This is a genomic window from Lysobacter soli, assembly GCF_009755585.1.
In the GTDB taxonomy this organism is placed as follows: domain Bacteria; phylum Pseudomonadota; class Gammaproteobacteria; order Xanthomonadales; family Xanthomonadaceae; genus Lysobacter_J; species Lysobacter_J soli.
In genome coordinates, this window is record NZ_CP046603.1 from 569,137 (window position 1) to 586,197 (window position 17,061).

The 17,061-nt window shown below is 61.0% G+C and carries 18 protein-coding genes and 1 pseudogene; 8 read left to right on the plus strand and 11 right to left on the minus strand.

Going from position 1 to position 17,061, the window contains the following annotated elements; all coding sequences use genetic code 11:
* Positions 1–11: 11 nt before the first annotated feature.
* The gene (locus GOY17_RS02505) at positions 12–1,016 is read left to right on the plus strand and encodes an SOS response-associated peptidase family protein (protein WP_157029191.1); all 1,005 of its coding nucleotides are present in this window, start codon (positions 12–14) and stop codon (positions 1,014–1,016) included.
* A 1,429-nt stretch (positions 1,017–2,445) separates the two neighbouring features.
* On the opposite strand, the gene GOY17_RS02510 is transcribed toward GOY17_RS02505, so the two are convergent.
* The 5 genes from GOY17_RS02510 to GOY17_RS02530 all read right to left on the minus strand — a co-directional run bounded on the left by GOY17_RS02510 (position 2,446) and on the right by GOY17_RS02530 (position 8,289).
* Positions 2,446–2,757, minus strand: a complete 312-nt coding sequence (locus GOY17_RS02510) for a response regulator (RefSeq protein WP_157029193.1) — start codon at positions 2,755–2,757, stop codon at positions 2,446–2,448.
* A gap of 69 nt (positions 2,758–2,826) precedes the next feature.
* Positions 2,827–3,183: a response regulator transcription factor gene (locus GOY17_RS02515; protein WP_198173788.1), complete on the minus strand. Its 357-nt coding sequence runs from the start codon at positions 3,181–3,183 to the stop codon at positions 2,827–2,829.
* Between the two features lie 312 nt (positions 3,184–3,495).
* A complete protein-coding gene (locus GOY17_RS02520) occupies positions 3,496–4,656 on the minus strand; it encodes a sensor histidine kinase (protein ID WP_198173789.1) in 1,161 nt (386 codons plus the stop codon).
* Positions 4,657–6,672: 2,016 nt separating this feature from the next.
* Positions 6,673–6,999: a hypothetical protein gene (locus GOY17_RS02525; protein ID WP_157029196.1), complete on the minus strand. Its 327-nt coding sequence runs from the start codon at positions 6,997–6,999 to the stop codon at positions 6,673–6,675.
* Between the two features lie 846 nt (positions 7,000–7,845).
* Entirely contained in the window at positions 7,846–8,289 is a 444-nt protein-coding gene (locus GOY17_RS02530) for a fasciclin domain-containing protein (protein ID WP_115844691.1), read from the minus strand.
* Between the two features lie 961 nt (positions 8,290–9,250).
* Between GOY17_RS02530 and GOY17_RS02535 the strand changes: the two genes are divergently transcribed.
* The 4 genes from GOY17_RS02535 (at position 9,251) to GOY17_RS02550 (ending at position 12,081) form a co-directional block, all read left to right on the plus strand.
* A complete protein-coding gene (locus GOY17_RS02535) occupies positions 9,251–9,943 on the plus strand; it encodes an SOUL family heme-binding protein (RefSeq protein ID WP_157029198.1) in 693 nt (230 codons plus the stop codon).
* 25 nt (positions 9,944–9,968) lie between these two features.
* Entirely contained in the window at positions 9,969–10,361 is a 393-nt protein-coding gene (locus tag GOY17_RS02540; RefSeq protein WP_157029199.1) for a hypothetical protein, read from the plus strand.
* Positions 10,362–10,591: 230 nt separating this feature from the next.
* A complete protein-coding gene (locus tag GOY17_RS02545) occupies positions 10,592–10,831 on the plus strand; it encodes a hypothetical protein (protein WP_157029201.1) in 240 nt (79 codons plus the stop codon).
* Positions 10,832–10,965: 134 nt separating this feature from the next.
* On the plus strand, positions 10,966–12,081 hold the full coding sequence (locus GOY17_RS02550) for a sensor histidine kinase (RefSeq protein ID WP_157029203.1): 1,116 nt from the start codon (positions 10,966–10,968) through the stop codon (positions 12,079–12,081).
* A 3-nt stretch (positions 12,082–12,084) separates the two neighbouring features.
* Here the strand turns inward: GOY17_RS02550 and GOY17_RS02555 are convergent, their stop codons facing one another.
* Positions 12,085–12,444, minus strand: coding sequence for a response regulator (locus GOY17_RS02555; protein WP_181902886.1), 360 nt, complete (start codon positions 12,442–12,444; stop codon positions 12,085–12,087).
* Between the two features lie 232 nt (positions 12,445–12,676).
* Here GOY17_RS02555 and GOY17_RS02560 point away from each other — a divergent pair, with 232 nt between their 5' ends.
* Together GOY17_RS02560 and GOY17_RS02565 are read left to right on the plus strand one after the other, a co-directional pair.
* Positions 12,677–13,027: a transposase gene (locus GOY17_RS02560; RefSeq protein ID WP_198173790.1), complete on the plus strand. Its 351-nt coding sequence runs from the start codon at positions 12,677–12,679 to the stop codon at positions 13,025–13,027.
* Positions 13,028–13,404: 377 nt separating this feature from the next.
* Positions 13,405–13,587 (plus strand): annotated as a pseudogene (locus tag GOY17_RS02565) (IS30 family transposase); the annotation flags it as partial.
* Between the two features lie 251 nt (positions 13,588–13,838).
* Here GOY17_RS02565 and GOY17_RS18700 read toward each other — a convergent pair.
* Both GOY17_RS18700 and GOY17_RS02570 read right to left on the minus strand, forming a co-directional pair.
* Entirely contained in the window at positions 13,839–14,237 is a 399-nt protein-coding gene (locus tag GOY17_RS18700) for a hypothetical protein (protein WP_198173964.1), read from the minus strand.
* 22 nt (positions 14,238–14,259) lie between these two features.
* A complete protein-coding gene (locus tag GOY17_RS02570) occupies positions 14,260–14,472 on the minus strand; it encodes a hypothetical protein (RefSeq protein ID WP_157029205.1) in 213 nt (70 codons plus the stop codon).
* A gap of 493 nt (positions 14,473–14,965) precedes the next feature.
* Between GOY17_RS02570 and GOY17_RS02575 the strand changes: the two genes are divergently transcribed.
* Positions 14,966–15,187 carry a hypothetical protein gene (locus GOY17_RS02575; protein ID WP_157029206.1) on the plus strand — a complete coding sequence of 74 codons (222 nt, stop codon included), beginning with the start codon at positions 14,966–14,968 and terminating at the stop codon, positions 15,185–15,187.
* A gap of 376 nt (positions 15,188–15,563) precedes the next feature.
* On the opposite strand, the gene GOY17_RS02580 is transcribed toward GOY17_RS02575, so the two are convergent.
* The 3 genes from GOY17_RS02580 to GOY17_RS02590 form a co-directional block, all read right to left on the minus strand.
* On the minus strand, positions 15,564–15,923 hold the full coding sequence (locus GOY17_RS02580) for a response regulator (protein ID WP_115844709.1): 360 nt from the start codon (positions 15,921–15,923) through the stop codon (positions 15,564–15,566).
* An 807-nt stretch (positions 15,924–16,730) separates the two neighbouring features.
* Positions 16,731–16,895 (minus strand): DUF3606 domain-containing protein, encoded by a 165-nt coding sequence (locus GOY17_RS19120; protein WP_157031577.1) that lies wholly within the window; start codon positions 16,893–16,895, stop codon positions 16,731–16,733.
* Entirely contained in the window at positions 16,834–17,016 is a 183-nt protein-coding gene (locus tag GOY17_RS02590) for a DUF3606 domain-containing protein (protein ID WP_157029208.1), read from the minus strand. The genes GOY17_RS19120 and GOY17_RS02590 overlap by 62 nt, the downstream gene beginning before the upstream one ends.
* Positions 17,017–17,061: the final 45 nt, after the last annotated feature.

The following is a 17,061-nucleotide window of genomic DNA, read 5'->3' on the forward strand; positions in this document are numbered from 1 at the left end:
GGACAGGCTCCGTGACCGTGGCGCAATATTCGGGTGAAGAGTCTTCAGCCGGAGCGGCCATGTGCTATTCCGCCCAGATCTGGGCCGACTACAAGAAGTTCACTCGCCAGTTCGGAGCGATCCTGAGCATCGGCGATTTCACGCGGATTTTCTGGGAGCGCCGGGAGGGCGGCAGCCCGAAGATTCCCAAGGGAATTGAGCTGGCCTTTGCCGAGCCACGAGATGCGTTCGAGGCCCAGGTGAAGCAGATGATTGACGGGGCTCGGGAGGCCGAGCTGGGCCGCATCTATGAGCGCATCGCCATTCAGCAGGCAAAGATCGCCGAGGCTGAGGCCGCCCTGCAGAAGCGCGTGACCAAGAAGTCCCAGGAGATCATCCGTGTTGCGAACAACCGGATCGCGGCCGAGCGCCTGAAGGCCGAGAAGCTTCAGCGCACCGAGCCCGCGGACGACGACGACCGCATCTGGCCGGGCGACTACACCTTGGTGATGGTCGTCGAGGGCGGGCGAAAGATCGTCAAACCGATGCGCTACCAATGCCGCCTGCCCGGCTGGACCGTGGCCGACGAGAAGGCCAAGCAGGGCACCTATAACGCCCGCCGGGATAGCCTGCGAAGCGTCTGGAAGCGCCTCTACGGCTACCACCACGGGATCATGGTCGCAACGCACTTCTACGAGAGCGTCGCCCGCCACGACTATGAGCAGCGTTCACTATCCGATGGAGAGCGCCCAAAGAGCATGGAGCTGGAGTTCACCCCGCAGACGGGCGAGCCGCTCTACATCCCGGTCCTCTGGTACGCCTGGACGGACGGCGTCGAGGAGCTGCTGTCCTGCGCCGCCATCACGGACAACCCCGAGCCCGAAGTGGCGATGACGGGGCATGATCGGACCATCATCAATATCAAGCCGGAATACGTAGACGCTTGGCTCAGCCCGGATCCGAAGAACCTCGCCGCTATGGACGAGATTCTGGAAGACAAGCGGCATCCGTTCTACGAGCATAAGGTTGCGGCCTAACAGGTCGCGGCGGCCTACCGGCATGTGCCGGGTCGACGATGTAGTCACGGTTCGCACGCCCGTCACGGCAGTAGCCCTACTTTGCATCACCAGACTTGGGTAACCCGATGGAAGCCCCAGGCGAAAGCGATGTCGCGAGGTTGCACCGCGCCCTCCAAGAGTCGCAGCGGTTGCGCAACGAACGCGCCAGGATTCACTCTGAAGTAGCAGCGAATCTACAGCGTCTCGTGCAATCTCTTTGGATGATTGACGCTGACAAGCACCGCCGAGATCTGGGATGGCTTTCTAATGCTGCCTCTCATGCTCCGGCACATAGCCCAAGTCGATCAGTATGTCCGTGATACGCACGCTCGCGTCCTCAATGCAATCATCGTTCGCAGCTTCCCTCACCGCATCGGCTAGATCGGCGGACCTCTGGAAGAACTGATCCTCTTCTGGAAACCGCTCCTTCAAGTCGTCCGCGCTCAGCCGCAATTGCCGCAGACGAAGCTCAATCTCGGGCCAAGGGAATCTAGTCGCCATCTAAAGCTCCAGGTCAGCGGCGCGAGCGGCGCCTGCGGGGATGGGTGGTGTGGATGCCCTTTCCGCGAGCGATCATGAGATGCGCAAAGGGATCTCGAGCATTCCGTACAGTCTCTCGAATCTGGGCCTCCCACTTCACCGCCCACGCGGTCATGTAGCGAACGGCCTGCTCCTCGGTGCGGTGGAACACGTACCTCGGTAGGCCAGACGGAAACGTACAGGTGCGCCAAGGCGGATTGGGGTCGTGGTTCGCAGGACACGTCGTGGCGACCAAACGCTCTCCGAGGTAGAAGTCTGGCCCGCCCACGTAGGGCTCGAAGTGGAATCCGTCCGGAAGCATGGCGCCATGCTACGGGCGCTTGTCGCAGGGCCTGAGACCGCTCGGCGGACGTTTCAGGGCTGTCCGCTAACGGCCAGAAGCGGACATTCAACGGTTAGATCACCGCCCTCCAATCATGTTTGTCTAGCCAGACGATAAGGGCCTCGATCGACCCCTCTGCGCGGTCAAACGTAACGCTATAACCTGTAGCTTCCTCTGAGTTACGGAGCCCGCCAGGAGATCTGGCGGGCCTCTCGGGAGGCGACGCGGACGCAGCGCGGCGCTTCGTGCGGACGCTAAAGCTTGTCAGCATGGATTGCGGAGTCGCTTTCCCTATCCGACTGGGCAGGCTGCAACGTTCTACGGCTTCAGATTGCCGGGGCGACGCGCACTGCTTGGCGCTGTGTTCTCTGAGTCCTTTAACCGAACATACAAATGCGCGATCGGGGTCCCGTCTGTCGATGGCACGGTTTTGACTTCGGCGCGCGCGGCCCACCCCGGGGGATGGCCGCTAACCACTTAGCCGCATGGGGTATCCGTCGGGTCATGTGCGGACTTCATGCCGCGAGTTCGCATCGGGCTGTCGCACTACGCCCTCAGTTCATGCAGTGCACGAAACAGGTGCGCAAGGTCGTAGGGCTTTCGCAGGTACGGCGCTTCCGAGAACTCCGGTGGCATCAGGTTCGGATCGCGGGCACTAGTGAACATGAATCTGAGTCCGATCTTTCCAAGATGGTGTGCCAGGTCAAAGGACAGCTCGTCGCCAAGCTCTACGTCAAGCAATGCGACGTCGAACGCGATGTCGTCCCCGAGTGCTCTGAAGGCCTCGGCGACCGTCAGCACATGGACGGTGTCGTGGCCTTCGGAATCCAGAGCCATCACGACGGTTGCGGCCATCATCGGGCTGTCTTCGAGCAAGAGTATGCGCACAGTGTCCCCACGCGGCGTCGCAGCCGACGCCTCGTCTGCCTAGTGGAAACCGAGTGTTCTACGCGCCAGGGGCGACAGACGCGCGAGCATGTCGGCCACGCCATCCAGCGTGTAGGGCTTGGAAAGGAAAAGGGCGTCACTCGGCGCCGACTGTGGGTCAACGCCAGACGCGAAGCAAACAAGGTGGCCGGCAAGGCGCAGCTGTTCACCGACCTCCAGTGTGGAGACGCCACAGACGTTCAAATCCAGGATGAAGGCGTCGTACGCGCTGCGTGCGATCAACTCAGCGGTGGATTCTATCGAGCAGGCAACATCGGCTTCGTGACCCAGAGAGGTCAGCGCCTCGCTGACCTGCTCCGCCGTGGCAGCACAGTCTTCGACCAGAAGGATTCGCATGCCGGGCCTCATCTCGCAGCGGAGCTGCACGGAGGCTCGGGTGACAGGACCAGGGTGAGTCCGATGCATCAAGGAAGGTACACGCTCGGCCACGCAAAGAGGTGATGGGGCGTTCATGACGTTGAACGCCGCGGCCTGTGCGTCGGCGATTCGACAAGCAACACCGGTGGCGCGCGTCTTGTGCGACTGGATTTGCTCCCTCGTTCAACGGGAGCGTCGACTTCGGACGCGGTCCGCAGTGGGATTGCTATGTATACCGCTTGAAGCGGTTCGGCGTGTCCGAAGGAACGTTGTGCCGGAATGCCGGCCGGCCTACTGTCCGGCGAATTCAGTGGGCTCATCGCCCAGCGAATGCCGGGGAAGGTCGATGGTGAATACGCAGCCAGTGCCGGGAACGTTACGCACACTCAGCAGCCCGGCGTTGGCCTCGATGCTCCTGCGGGAGATGGACAGCCCCAAGCCCAGGCCGCTTCTGTCTTGGGCGTGCTGAGTGAACGGCAGGAACATCTTCTCCGCGTCACCCGATGGAAGGCCGCCACAACGGTCCTCCACATCAATGAGGATGCGATCCGCCACCGCGTACGCGTTGACGGTGATCTCGGTGTGCGGGTGCGAGAACTTGAAGGCGTTCTGGAGCAGATTCCCGGCGGCCGCCAGGAGCAGGTCACGATCCACGTCGACGGCCAGCGATGGGTCCACGTTGGAAACCTTCAGTGTGAACCCACGTATGTCCGCTTCCAGCGACGCGGAGAGCCTGAGCTCGGCGAGGAACTCGTGGACTGAAAACAACCGGCTCTGGAGTGGAAGACCGGCGGTCATCCGAACCTCGGCGAGAGACCGGTCGATCAGGTTGCCAAGGTTTACCAGCGAACGCTCGAGGATGCCGCCGGTGGCACCGGTGACACCCACGCTTCCATTCCGGATGGCGGAAAGTGCCAGCGTCGCCGTCGCCAGCTGATTGCGCAGCTCGTGGGCAAGGGATCCCAGCCGTGCGTTCAGATCATGCACGTGCTGGTCCGCCACCACGATGTCGCGCTGATATCCGAACTCGGTGACGGCATTGGCTATCGCGTTGTCGAGACAGCGGTTGAGGATCCGGAACTCTTCCACTTCGATCTGCGCATCGAGCTCGAACGCGAGATCAGTGATCGCCTGGCAGAGGTCGCCGTAGTCGTGGACCACTTCTTCGACAGTAAACCCGTGCTGCATCAGTTCCTTGCCATGCCGGGCCGCCGTATCGCCTATCTCGGACAGCGCCGGCTTGCCGCCACCGGCACGCCCTGAGACGCGTCGGCTCTGCAGCGGATCGGCGGTCTGCTCGAGTTCAAGTGTCTTGACTACCTGTTCGAGGAACACGGAAATGCCGTGTTCCAGCTCAGCGCCCGGAACGCCATAGGCGGATCTGGCCTGGACCTTCACCCTGCATCGGGCGGCCAGTTCGTCCCGGTTCGCGATGAGAAAGCGATGCATCATCACAACACCCTACGCCCAATGCCCGACCACGCCATGCGCGCGGTCTGCGCTCATCGGCCGCACACCTGTGTCCCTGACGATGTCCGCTATCGATTTTCCATGCCCCGAAGACGCTCGTCTTGAGGTCGATAGCACCATTGCGCTAGCTCCTGATAGACCGAGTAAGGGGTCGAGTAGAGTCGCCAAAGCCTCAACGCGCCGCCTGCGGCAACGGCGAACCCAATCACGAACAGACCAACCGGCAGCCAGGCGAGAACCTCGATGATCGGTCGCAGGAAGCTACCCGCCCTCTGGTCTATCGCTGCGAGCACGCCCGAAACCATGAGCGCCACGAGGGCGACAGCCGCGCCCCTCCATACACGAACACTCGCCTTTCGCTCCGTCTTCCGATGCCACCGGTTGAAGTCCACTGGGTCACCCTCTGTGAATGCTCGCAGTAGGCCTGACGAAGATAAACGAGCGCGTGACGAGACGAAACGGTAACGCACGTCTTCCCGAGGCGCTTGCGGGCGCCCAGTGACTACCTCTGCTCACCGTTTTCGGCGTCATCGCCATCGTGCTCTTCATCCAGCTGCCCGCTGACGCCAGTGCGCCGGTCTTCGTTGTGTCCGGCTACCGGTCCTGCTGGCTCTTCCGGACGCTGCGACTGTTGCTGGTTGCCTAGACCTATGCGCTGCTTATCGCCTTCATTGACGCTACCCATCTCGCTCTTCCAAGTGTGTCGGCGAAGCGCCGAGCATCAACATTGCGCGCCTGGCCGTCAGCATGCAGTGACGCGCCGGTGCACAGCCAACTCAGCGGACAAGATGCGTCGCGGTGGTTTCGGCAGAGCCTGCTCTCTGTGTCGCTTGCTACGTTCGATCAACTCACCGGTACGCGAGATGAACCGAGTTCGGCGGTTTCGATCGCACGTGAGATGGGGCCATCCAAGGCCGGCGTTGCTAACCTCTCGTCACCAGGTGACGCGGATTGCGCAGTCAATCCTAGCTTCTCCGCCACCAGCTCTATGGCACTGTCGGTCATCGTGATCAGAGTTCGCGACGAATCAACGTCCGATGCCGGCTCGAGCGGGAAAGCTCCGGCCGAAGCTTGCAGGCGAACCTCGAAGGGGCTTGCAGGTGTCGGATAAACCAAACCCCGTGATCGTCAGGGCTCAGGTGACGAACACCACTTGCGAAACTGTGCGACCCGGCTACCTGGAACAAAGGACATGGGTGATGACGTCAATGTCGCGCATGCGCATTTTCGCAAGGCGTCACCCTGGGCGCTCCCAGAAGAGTAACAGCGTTTACCCACCTCATAGAGTTGCCCTCCGTTTCGCTCCGGTCGCTTCGGCCCGAGATGAAGCGGACCAGAGACTCGACCGGACATGCGCCGAATAATGCGGTCATACCTACGGCTTGCCCCCCAGCGACTTAACTATAAGCCCCTGCTCGTAGACAGCCTGCGCAAGTTCGGTCATTCGAACGGCGAACTCGTGGCCATTAACGAAGATGATCGTGAACTTGCCGCCCCCGTCAGCCGTTGGCTCTACGGCAGACATGTGGACGATGTGGCGGGGATTTATCCAGTTGTCGCCTAGCTTGATCAATGGGGTCATTCCTTGCGGGACAAAGTCTGCACTCACTCGCGCTGTCTTCTGTGACGAGCAGCTACTCAAACCCGCGCCAATAAGTAAGTGCAAAGCTCCACCGTCCACCCCATTGTCGCCGTCTTCAATGCCTTGAGCGATGGCGTATCTGAGCCATTGCGAAGTCCTCGTAGCTTCGATCGGCATCCAGTGCTTGCAGTCGTGCCGATACCTGCTCGAACTCCTCCCGTGTGAGATCGCGAACGATCACCTGAAGCTCCGGCGGACTCATCCTGCCTTCCGCCCTGGACGTCCTGAATCGCGGCAGCAGCCTATCCTTGGAGAGTAGAGCGAATCGCTTCTCGTCAGTAACGTACATGCGTCCGCACCTCCGCAGCATCTCAGCAGTCACGTCTCCTACAGTCGCGCGGATAGACATCTGACTCTCAACTCTCGACTGCGAGCGCCACTACAGCGGCGATGCCTGCCCCGACCGTGCACCAGTACGCCAAGAGCAAGATCGCGCGATAGCGAGAGCAGTAGCGGGCGCCAGCTTCGTCTATGCTGTCCATAAACTCTCGCGTCAGCAGATAGAGCATCGTGCTGCGCGCGCTCAGGACGGTTCGATCGTGCCAGCGAGCGGGCTGAGCCGCGTGCATCCACTGTTGAGGATGCCGCGACTTCAAGCCCCTCAGAAACGTAATCCATACGACGGTCTCAATTGCGATAGCGATCGCAAACAGAACGCAGGCGCTGGCAGTTACCGGCTTCATGGAAATTCTCGTGGCAGCTCCATCGCACGCCAGTGGGGGCGAAGCAACGTCGGCGAAGCTATTCAGCTTCGCCGATGGTCCGTTCGACTAGAACCGTGAGGCTTGGCCGTTCCTATGGCCCAGAGCGCTTCATGCGCGTGCGCTGAAGTAGTTCGGTCAGGACAGTTGCTGATGTCTGCAGTGTGCTCTGACTCTCGTGACCATGTCGTTACGAGCACCGCCCAAAGCCGAGCAGGCACCGCGAGATTCCGCAAACTACGAACCCAGTCCACGTTCGCGCACGCTTCTGCGGCCTACCGAAATACCTGCACCACCGCACGGAGGAGCAGACGTTCGCTACATGGCCACGGGGGCATGGAGTTGGTACGGTCGCCCTGCGGGGTTTCAGGGCTCTGACTGTCTGTAATGGCGAGCTGGCGCGCGATGCTGCAGCCGCCCCCCTGACCACGTGGGCGAAGACCTCCAGCTCCCTGGCGGCAGCGCGTGAGACGATCATTGGCTAGCGTCCTGACGTCTTCGGAAATGTCTGAAGTGGCAAGCGCGCCATTGATCGCACCTATCAGCAATGCGTACCGATCGGCTTCCGTAAGGGTCGTGTGCCCCGTTCTGCACCGCGTGAACTGTGGTAGAAAAATCCTCGGTGTCACAGCATTCTTCCGTATGAGGCTTCGCTCAGGCCGCATGCGCCGAGATCCAGTGGAACCAGCAGCGGCCATGCTGCATTCCCGTCAGTGGAGTGTACGAGTCTCGTTCTGGCCGATCTTGAATCGCGGCTCACCTCTGAAGATGAGGGTACAGAAGAACGGCGAGGGAAGCCCTCGCCGTTCCGTTGACACCCGCTGGCGGTTACTGCTTGGTCGGAATGTTGACCTTATCGATCCCATGGAGCAGACCATTGCTCGACCCGATGTCGGCCGAGGTGATCAGCGCTCCATCAATGCTGAGCTGGTCGTCCTTCAGGATGATCGGGGCCGACTGGCCGTTGACGGTCCTGGCAGCGTCCCACTTGCCAACGTCGGCCGCGGTCTTGCGACCGCTGACAACATGGTAGTTCAGCAGCGAGACGAGTTCTTCCTTGTTCTCGGGCTTGAACAGACTTTCCAGCTTGCCAGCCGGAAGCTTTTCAAATGCCGCATCCGTCGGTGCGAACACCGTGAAGGGGCCCGTGCCGCGCAGCGTTTCGGTCATGCCCGCGGCATCAAGTGCCTTGCCAAAAGTCCTGAAGGACCCATTGGCGGCGGCGGTGTCGACGAGATTCTTGCCGTTGGGAATGTTGGTTACGGTGTTCATACAGGATTGCCTCTTATATGGTCCGCTGTTCTGCGGAATCCAGGGCGGCCGAAGCCAGACCCCGCTCGAAGCGGGGCGAGTGAGGCTCAGTGCGGAGGAGGAGTGGAATTGCAGCGCGGCTGAGTGGCCGTTGCGACGTTGCATCGCAATGCACAAGGATCGTGCGCCGTTGAGCGTGAGTTGGGCGTGAGCTAGCCTCGTCGCGGACCGGTGCTCGTTGGCCACGCGCCGCGGCTTGTACTCAGCAGCAGGAAGGGATCACCGCGCATGCTGGTGGCGTACCCAGCATGAATGTCATGCCTGGACGCGTCATTCACTCAACAAAATGAGCGCATAGTGTCGCAGGTTGCGAGCATGTATCGCTCCGTCTCAGTTGTGTTAGCCCCCAAGGCTGTGACCTCAAATCAGAACAGCCAATCGCGGGGCTGAGGACACTAATCATGAGAACGCTCATCGAAATGCTCGCATCACAGGTCACGCAGGCTATTGGGTCGTTGAGGGTGGATCGGCCACCGCAGCTACCAGACCCCGTGCGCGACGGGTGGCCAGTGCTAGCATTCACGCAACCATACTCGAGCCGAATGACTGCAAACCTTCGATCCTCGTCATTGCGTCGCAAGTCCTTCCGAAGGTTCCTGCATATTGATCGGCCTACGCCGTAACACGGCGCGCCGCCGGCAGCCTTGCGCTGACCGGAGAGAAGGGCGACCGCTTCTCTAAGTCACGAGTAAGTAACATCAGTTGGCGCACTCTCGAATGACACTACGGCGCAACGTCGTACTGGCCGTTCGGGCCGCAGCACAGCACGCCACGCTCCTACCTTTCCCTGAGCTAAGCGCCCCATGTCGGTCGGGGTTGGCTATTCGTTGGTGCTGCGGGCTATTTTCATCACAACTCATCGCCGGCGAGTCACGGGGGTCGTTTCCTACGATGCCACGGCGACGGCTGGACGGAGCTCATCATGAACGGTGCAACTGCCCCGTTGTTCACAGACGTACTCAAGTCAATACCGAGGTTCTTCGGCATCCGACTCGACGCGAGGCCAGCCTACCGAATGGAGGACCTCGTCGGCCCCGTGGAGATCAGGCGCTACGCCCCAGCCTTGTTTGTGCATACCTCTGCGGACGGAAGCCATGACGCGGCGGTTCGTGTCGCACGCGAGAAGCTAGAGGATTACATCGACGGTGACAACGAAGCCCTAGAGAAGATGGAGATGACCTATCCGACGTACCAGGGCGACGACGAGTCCACGATGTTCCCCAGTGCCTTACGCATGCGCGAGAGGCACGGCTGGAGAGTTGCATTCTTCCTCTCCAACAACTTGGCCGCTGGGGAGGCGCCACTACCTGACGATCCGACGGTAAGAGTCCATGAATCGCCGGAAACATTGGTTGCCGTACTCGGATACCGCGGTGCCGACACGGAGGAGAGCCGCACCGCTGCTAAGAGTGACCTAATGCAAGCACTGTCAGGGTCACGGTGGTCGGCAGACGATCAGGTGTACTGGGCAACTTACGACCAGGCGTTTGCCATTCCCTATCTCAAGAAGAATGAAGTTCATGTTCGTGTAGCGAACTCGAAGACGGAGATTGTCGTCTCGGCCAAGGTCGACGAGGCATGCAACAGCGACAGTGAAGCCGCAAACCAAGCCTAACCGCAGTACGCTCCGGAGAACTGAAATGCAAATCTTCACGAATGAAAAGAGAGATCGAAGTTTCTTACGCCCGGTCACTGAGGACGATTTGGCATTACAGCGCGCCGAGAACGAAGGACTGCCTTTCTTGTCGCACCGCGATGAAGCGAGCCATCTCTTCGCCCGCGTGTCGATGAGGCTGCGAAAGGGGCTTAGTCCAGTCGCGGATGGGAACTTGCTGACCCTTGAAGAGCTCCTCGCCGCGGTCAACAAGGTGACGCATAGCGACACACAATTACGTCAGCAGTGTGCAAACCTGGTTGCACTCTTGGCATCGGACATTCGGAATGCGAAGCAGTTCTCCTTGGATAGTTGTCTCCGCGCCAGGCCGCTGCGCGATTGGCGCGAGCGCTACAACGGCCTAGAGTTCCTGCGATGAGCCTCGCCGAAACCGCATCCTTCTGCGCTAGCGGATGCTGATGCGCTAAGTGCTGGGCTCTCGCGTCACCTGGATGTTTGCCGCACAAAAGATCAGTTGCCGGCCAGACCGCCAGGCTTGCGTTCCCGCGGCTGGCAGAGCCCGGTCAGCAGACATCTCTTGCGGAACGCCAATCATTCTTCTGCACTGCTTTTACGCTCGGCCGGCTACCTTGCCCGCAGGAGGGTCAGATGCCGGCGCCCCTGAACTCGCAGCGAGAAGACCAACGTGACGCGGCGGCGCGGCTCGCGCAGGCGCTCGCTCAGCTCGCCGAACAGCGCGACGCCCTCAGCTGGCACCGCCAGAAATCGCGCCAGCTAACAGACCAGTCCAGCCGCCTGGTTAGCGCAAGCCAGTTGCTCCGAGAAAAGATTGAAGGCGACGCCTGGCTGAGTAGGCAGGTCGCGGCAATCATGCGCCGATCATTGTGACTCGACGACCAATGGGGTCAGCCACGTCAAACTTCCCTGCCGAGCACGTCTCACCCCATAAGCGAGCTCATCAGTGCAGACCTGATCGTCACGCGCTCGTGTCAGGGTAGCCGGTCCCGGAGAGAGAGTCCGTAATGCGTCTTGCCGACTTCATCGAACAAAACGTCTGTCTAATTGCCGATGGGGCGCAGGCCTTCGCCGCAACGCAGACTCCTCAGGGAGTGCACCTAGACGAAACCGCGCTGAGGGATCACATCCCGGAAATTCTGTTGGCCGTAGTTGCAGACCTGCGAACGAAACAATCCGCCGAGGCCCAGCTGCTTAAATCGGAAGGGCGGGCATCTGTGCTGGACGGACCTCGGACCCCTGCAAGCACCCACGGCATGTTGAGGGCTAAGGGCGGCTTCGACATCAATCAAATGGTTGCGGAGTACAGAGCTCTAAGAGCTGCAGTGCTTCGACTATGGATTGATGCGCATGAGCCTTCAAAGCAGTCGTTCGACGACATGATCCGATTCAACGAAGCTATTGATCAGGCCATTTCAGAGTCCGTCTCTTATTTTTCGAAGGAAGCAGAGTCTTGGCGCCAGGTGTTCCTCGGCGTTCTCGGACACGATCTCCGCGCGCCCTTGAGTGTCATCGTGACAACGTCGGACCTGCTGTCTCGGATGACGCGCGATGGCCCCTACTCCGAGCACACGCAACGCATCGTCCGCAGCGGGATGCGCATGAGCAAGCTGCTTGACGACCTTCTTGACTACAGCAGGACCCAACTTGGCGTCGGAGTGCGCATTGTGCGCTCGGAATGCTGCCTCAGTGAGGTTCTTAGCGAAGAAATCGACCTGCTGCGCACAGCACTTCCCGAAGCGACGATCAGGTTCTACACCTCGGGACCCGTTTGCGACAGCTTTGACGCCTCACGCCTACGCGAAGTGCTAGCGAACCTAGTTAGCAATGCTTACAAATACGGCGAGAGTGGGTCAGCGATTCTGGTTTCTCTAGCACGAACAGCAGAGGGCGTTGAACTCGTGGTACGCAATCGCGGCGCCCCGCTCCCGTCGGCCTCACTGGACGAACTGTTCAACCCTCTACGACGAGGCCTGCAGCCGGCGACAAGCGGCGAACGTACGAGCCTCGGCCTGGGCCTCTTCATTGTCCGAGAGATCGTGAAGGCGCATAGGGGCGAGGTGGTCGGCGAATCAGCGCGAGGGAAGACCACCTTCACCGTTCGAATTCCGCTCCAAGCTTAACTCTCAGCGCCCAATGCTGCCGACCCCTGGGCAAGCCAGATCCAGGGCCCGCTCAAGGTCATCTATTAGATATGGCTTGCGCAGGTGCGGTTTACCTAACATCTCGAGCGGCGTATCTGCTTTAGCTTGCCCAGTGGCAACGACAAACGGGATCGATCTCTCATTCAGAACGGATGCCACATCCGCGCTGGTGCCGCCGCCAAGGTCCACATCTAGCACCGCGGCATTGGGGCAGGTCACATCGATAAGCTTGAGAGCTTCAACAACCGAAGATGCATGGCTTACAGAGTGTCCAAGGACAGCGAGCGCGTCCGCAACGCTCTCCGCGACTTCCTTGTCATCCTCGACGAGTAGAATCTGCATGCCTCTGCCCCCAGTGGGACATTCGACACTCCCACAGGCAGTGTGAGCAACTGGTCGAAGTAGCCTCAGCTTATAGCTCGTTCGTCGAGGAGGCTCTTCACCGTCCCACGAAGGGCATGACGTACGTGGCTTGGATGAACGCGTCGCCGAACTCGACACGGACATCGCGGCCATCGCGCAGAACGATCCGCACGCGCGCAGGTTGCAGCAGCTACAAGGTGTTGGCCGATGATTGCCACCGCGCTGGTGGCTGCAGTGGGCGCGGCAGTTCGCCAATGGCCGTCAACTGTCAGCGTCGCTCGGCCTGACACCGCGTCAACACAGTTCCGGTGGCAAGGAGCGATTGCTGGGCATCAGCAAACGCGGCGATGCTTATCTGCGCTCGCTGCTGGTGTATGGCGCGCGGGCGATGCTGCGAACGGCAAGGGGCAAAGAGGACCGACTCAGCCGATGGGCATGCCAGCTGGCCGAACGGTCACACCCGAACGTCGCCTGCGTAGCCTTGGCCAACAAAACTGCACGCATGGCCTGGGCCATGCTGCGCAACGGCACCGACTATCGACCGGACTTGGCTGCCGCCTGACGCCTAGGAGAGACCCCACAGATTGCGAGTAACCTGCAGAAGAAAAAAGCCGGGCGGACCGGCGTCGGTAAACCCAAGGTGCGCAAGCACGTGTTAGCGATTCGGAGCCGGCGCGCGAATAGCCCATCAAGGCTCAGCATCGGAGCGATGCAGCAGTCCGAGGCCGGATATACGTGCGCAGGCGACTAGGGCGCCGAATGCGGGATGCTTTCAGCCATAGGAGGAGTCCATATACGGACATTGGGGCAGTGCGGACGCCGCATCGGATGCTAATGTCGGCTTTCGACTGCGGTTTCAACCGGTCGATGCAACACACTGAAGGCTGCTTCGGCAGCAGGAGTGTTGCATATGAAGTACCGGACAAGGATCTGCTACACCCGAAGACTTGTAAGCTGGCCCGGCACCGAGCCGTGGCGTGACAGGTCGCGGCCAGCCTGCAACAGCGCTGGTCTCCGCAGCAGATCGCCGGATGGCTCAAGCGCATCCATCCCGACGACGCGAACGGCCAGGTGTCACACGAGACGATCTACCGCACGCTCTTCATCCAGGCCCGCGGTGCTGGGCGCGGCGACGGGCGACGGCGACGTCGCTGTTCTCGTGCGTCCGATCATGATCTTCAGCTCGCCTCGTCCAGAACACGCTGCACCCGCTCGTCACCGTCGGCAAGCCAAGCGTGCTCGTCGACGTACCACGTGCCGCCGACCTTCCGGCCCGGCACCTTGCCGTTGCGCAGCCCGCATAAGGGTGATTTCCGCCGGTCGGCTCTCCGGCGCGAAGTACTTCTCGATCCAGGCGTGCGCAGCCAGGAGCTTCATGCTGAGGCGCGTCCTTCAAACTGTGGGGCTTCCGGTTCCTCCGTCACGCGCCGCATCCGGTCGGGCGCCCATCCTGCAGGAATGCCTGTGCGCGGGAAGACATTCGTCTTACTCGCCGAGCCGGACGTTCGATTCCTTCCAAGGGAGGAGGACTGAGCATGGAACCCTCTGAGTACCCTGACATCTGGCTGATCCGTCTGCTTGGACATCACGGGTTCGCGGACTACGTGGTTGAAGCCGACCGCCGGGATGCCTCGGCTTGGCGCTTTAGCCTGCAGTTTGTCAACGACAATCGTCACATCGATCTCGGAGTATTTGCAGACTGGAATGAGGGGCTCGGCGCAGCGATGGAAGTTGCTGCCGTCGGCGTGACGCGTTTTGACCACAACGCTCATGGGTTGGCGGATCCAGATCGACTTACACGTCGACCGAAGAGATCTGAGCGCGCGGCTGATCATCCGGATGTACTCGATGTAGGTGGGCAGGGCAGGTGAACTGCGCCGTGCCGGCCAGCGTCCCCCACTCGCCGTCTGCGGAACTGTCGGTGTAGTCGCGCAGGCGCCAGACCTGGATGCGGGCGCCAGCGGCGTGCGCCGCGCGGAGTGTTGCGTGCTGATCGATCTGGTTCATGCGGCTCTCCAGAGTAGGCGGCGCCACCACGGGCGCCGAACGTGCTCGATTTCCCGCGCCTGCCTCTCGATCGTTTCGGCGGCATCGCGGAGTAGGTCTCGCAGCTGGTCTTCTCGCGGCTGCTTCATTCGCCGCGGCGGGCGAGGGAACAGGTGCTGATTCGTGCCGCCCTCTTCGCGCTGTTGTTGAAGGGGATGAAGCCGAGCGGCTTCGAGACGGCGCCGATGGGAGCACCTGCGGTGTGTTCCCAGTACGGGCCATCCACTGCTCGACGGTCTCCCTCGGCGCTTCCTTCTTCGGTGCTGGCAGCGGCGCGAGCTGAACGACGGCGTCGGGTTTCGCCCTGCGGTCGTGGAGACGTTTTGCCACCGCAGCACGCGCCGCGGTCCGTTTCGCGCGATCAGCGGCGCGCTGCTCACGACGTGCGGGCGGGTAAGGGCGTACTGTGGTCCCTTCACACTCCGACCCGTAGAAGCCCAGCGGTTGGGGGGGGATGTACGGCGAACAACGATTGGCAATCGAGAATTTGAGATTCCTCGCCAAGACGGGCGGCGACGCGGAGTTCTACGATGAACTTCGTACCCGGCTAGTAGCGCTTGCTGAAAGCTGGGAACAGATGCAGCTCACTGACGACGAGCGTGAGCAGCTCACAGCTCACAGACGCAGGTTGATCTTCGAGCTCGACATCCTGCGAGCGCGCATTCCGCGCGAGTGAAGCAAGTAGGAACGGACCTCTAACAACGCTCCGACACGGTGAGCATCCGCAGGGTGTATGGTCTAGTCCCCACCGAGGATCAAGCCATGGCTACCGTATCGGAGGGCGAGCGGGTATTCGCGAAGGAACTGGGCCGGTTAGCGCGAGCTCAACTCCCCGCATTGGACTGGGACGAAGTGGAGCCACACCTGATGTTGGGCTGGAAGACGAGTGCCCATGCGGACAAGCTGCGCTGGTCCGACGTTAGGATCTATGCGCGCGAGAGCTGGAGCCGGACTGATCAACGCCTACAATTTGATACGCCTCCGGGGAGATCGCGGGCCTAGCAGGCGCGTGGTGCCCGGGTGGCACCGGCCGGCGCGCCTCGTAGATTCATTTACGAGATTCGCCCGCTGATCATTTCCCGTAGTACTAAGACGAGCTCGGCGAATCGATAGGGTTTTGCCAGGTACCGTGTGCCTTCCGGCAACGACGGAAGTTGACTGCGGGCGTAGCCCGACACAATGAGGACAGGCGCCACCGGGTCAAGCCGAAGAACCTCTTGGGCAACCTCGATGCCGCTAACGCCATTCGGCATGCTCACATCCGTAACCACGGCGTCGTATTGCTCTTCCTGAAGAGCTCGCATCGCCGCCACTCCATCCTCGGCAAAGCGCACACTGAAGCCGTGGATTCGAAGCCCCTGGCCCACAAGTAGCCGGGTGTCAGCTTCGTCCTCAACAAACAGAATTCGCATTCCCCTCCCTCACGTGGCGATCTTGTGCCACCTGAAAATTGCACCCGTGAGATCGGTACGCTAGAGCCTCAACGGTCATGCACACGTGCAGCCGGGCTGAAGTGTAGGTATTGGTGAGCGTACGCGAGTGGGGCGACGCCATGTTTTGACCCTCGTTTAACGATCGTCGCGGACAATTTTTCAGTTCCCAAGGCACGGGAGAAAGGTTATGTCGGACGCCGACGAACATGATCTTGAAGCGTTTGACGCGTTGGTGCCGGTGATCATTCGGGCGGTGCCGCAAGACGACGTCCTGGCGGCGGTCACGTGTTACGTCGGGCCAATGATTAGTCGAGCGGAAGATCCGGATGAGATTCGAACCGCCGTAGACGAAATACTGCACTGCCACGGGCTCGCAACGCCTGGCTTGTAGAAGCCGGGCTGGACTTCACGCACAAATCGCGCGTTGCTCCCAGCGCCCGCCTCGCCCGAGCGCAAGCTTGACGTCAGCCAAACAGGGATTGGCCGATGAGAGACCAAGAAGATCCGAGAGCTGGGGAAGCGTTCGCTTCCTTCCTGGACGCTACGGGCTATCACGCCCTTTCTTATGAGGAGAAGCAGCGTCTTTGGGAAGCCTTCGTCTGGGCGAGGGTACCAGATCATCCAGTCATGCGATTCGTACTGGATGGGCCGCCGGCAGGTCCAGGCAGGTCAGGGCGCTTCGTCGAAATGGAAGATGCGGTCGGACAGAGCATTAGGTCCGGCCGATGGCACGAAGACGCCCGCGGGCGCTGGGTACTAGAAGTCGCCCCCTCCCGCTGAGGACGGTCACAGCCTGGCTAGGAATTCCCGAACCTCATCGGCAGATGTTCCTACTTCTTGAACAGCCTCGCGGAGGCGCTCCTCGCTGGCGCCCAGTTCCTTGATCCAGTTACCCGCGCCACTGGAAGTACTCGCGGACCTTGTCGGCCGTAGGACCCACTGCCTCCACAGCGGCGCGAAGCTCCGCCTCGGTGGCGTCCAGGGCCTTGGTCCAGTAACGAACCTCGTGCTCTTCGTTTAAGTTGATGCGGGAGCGGTCGGGCTCTCCGCGGTTCCTGGGATCGTCTGTCATCGGGCTTCACCTAGCTGGGGAGCCTCACCTTACGCCACCACCCTG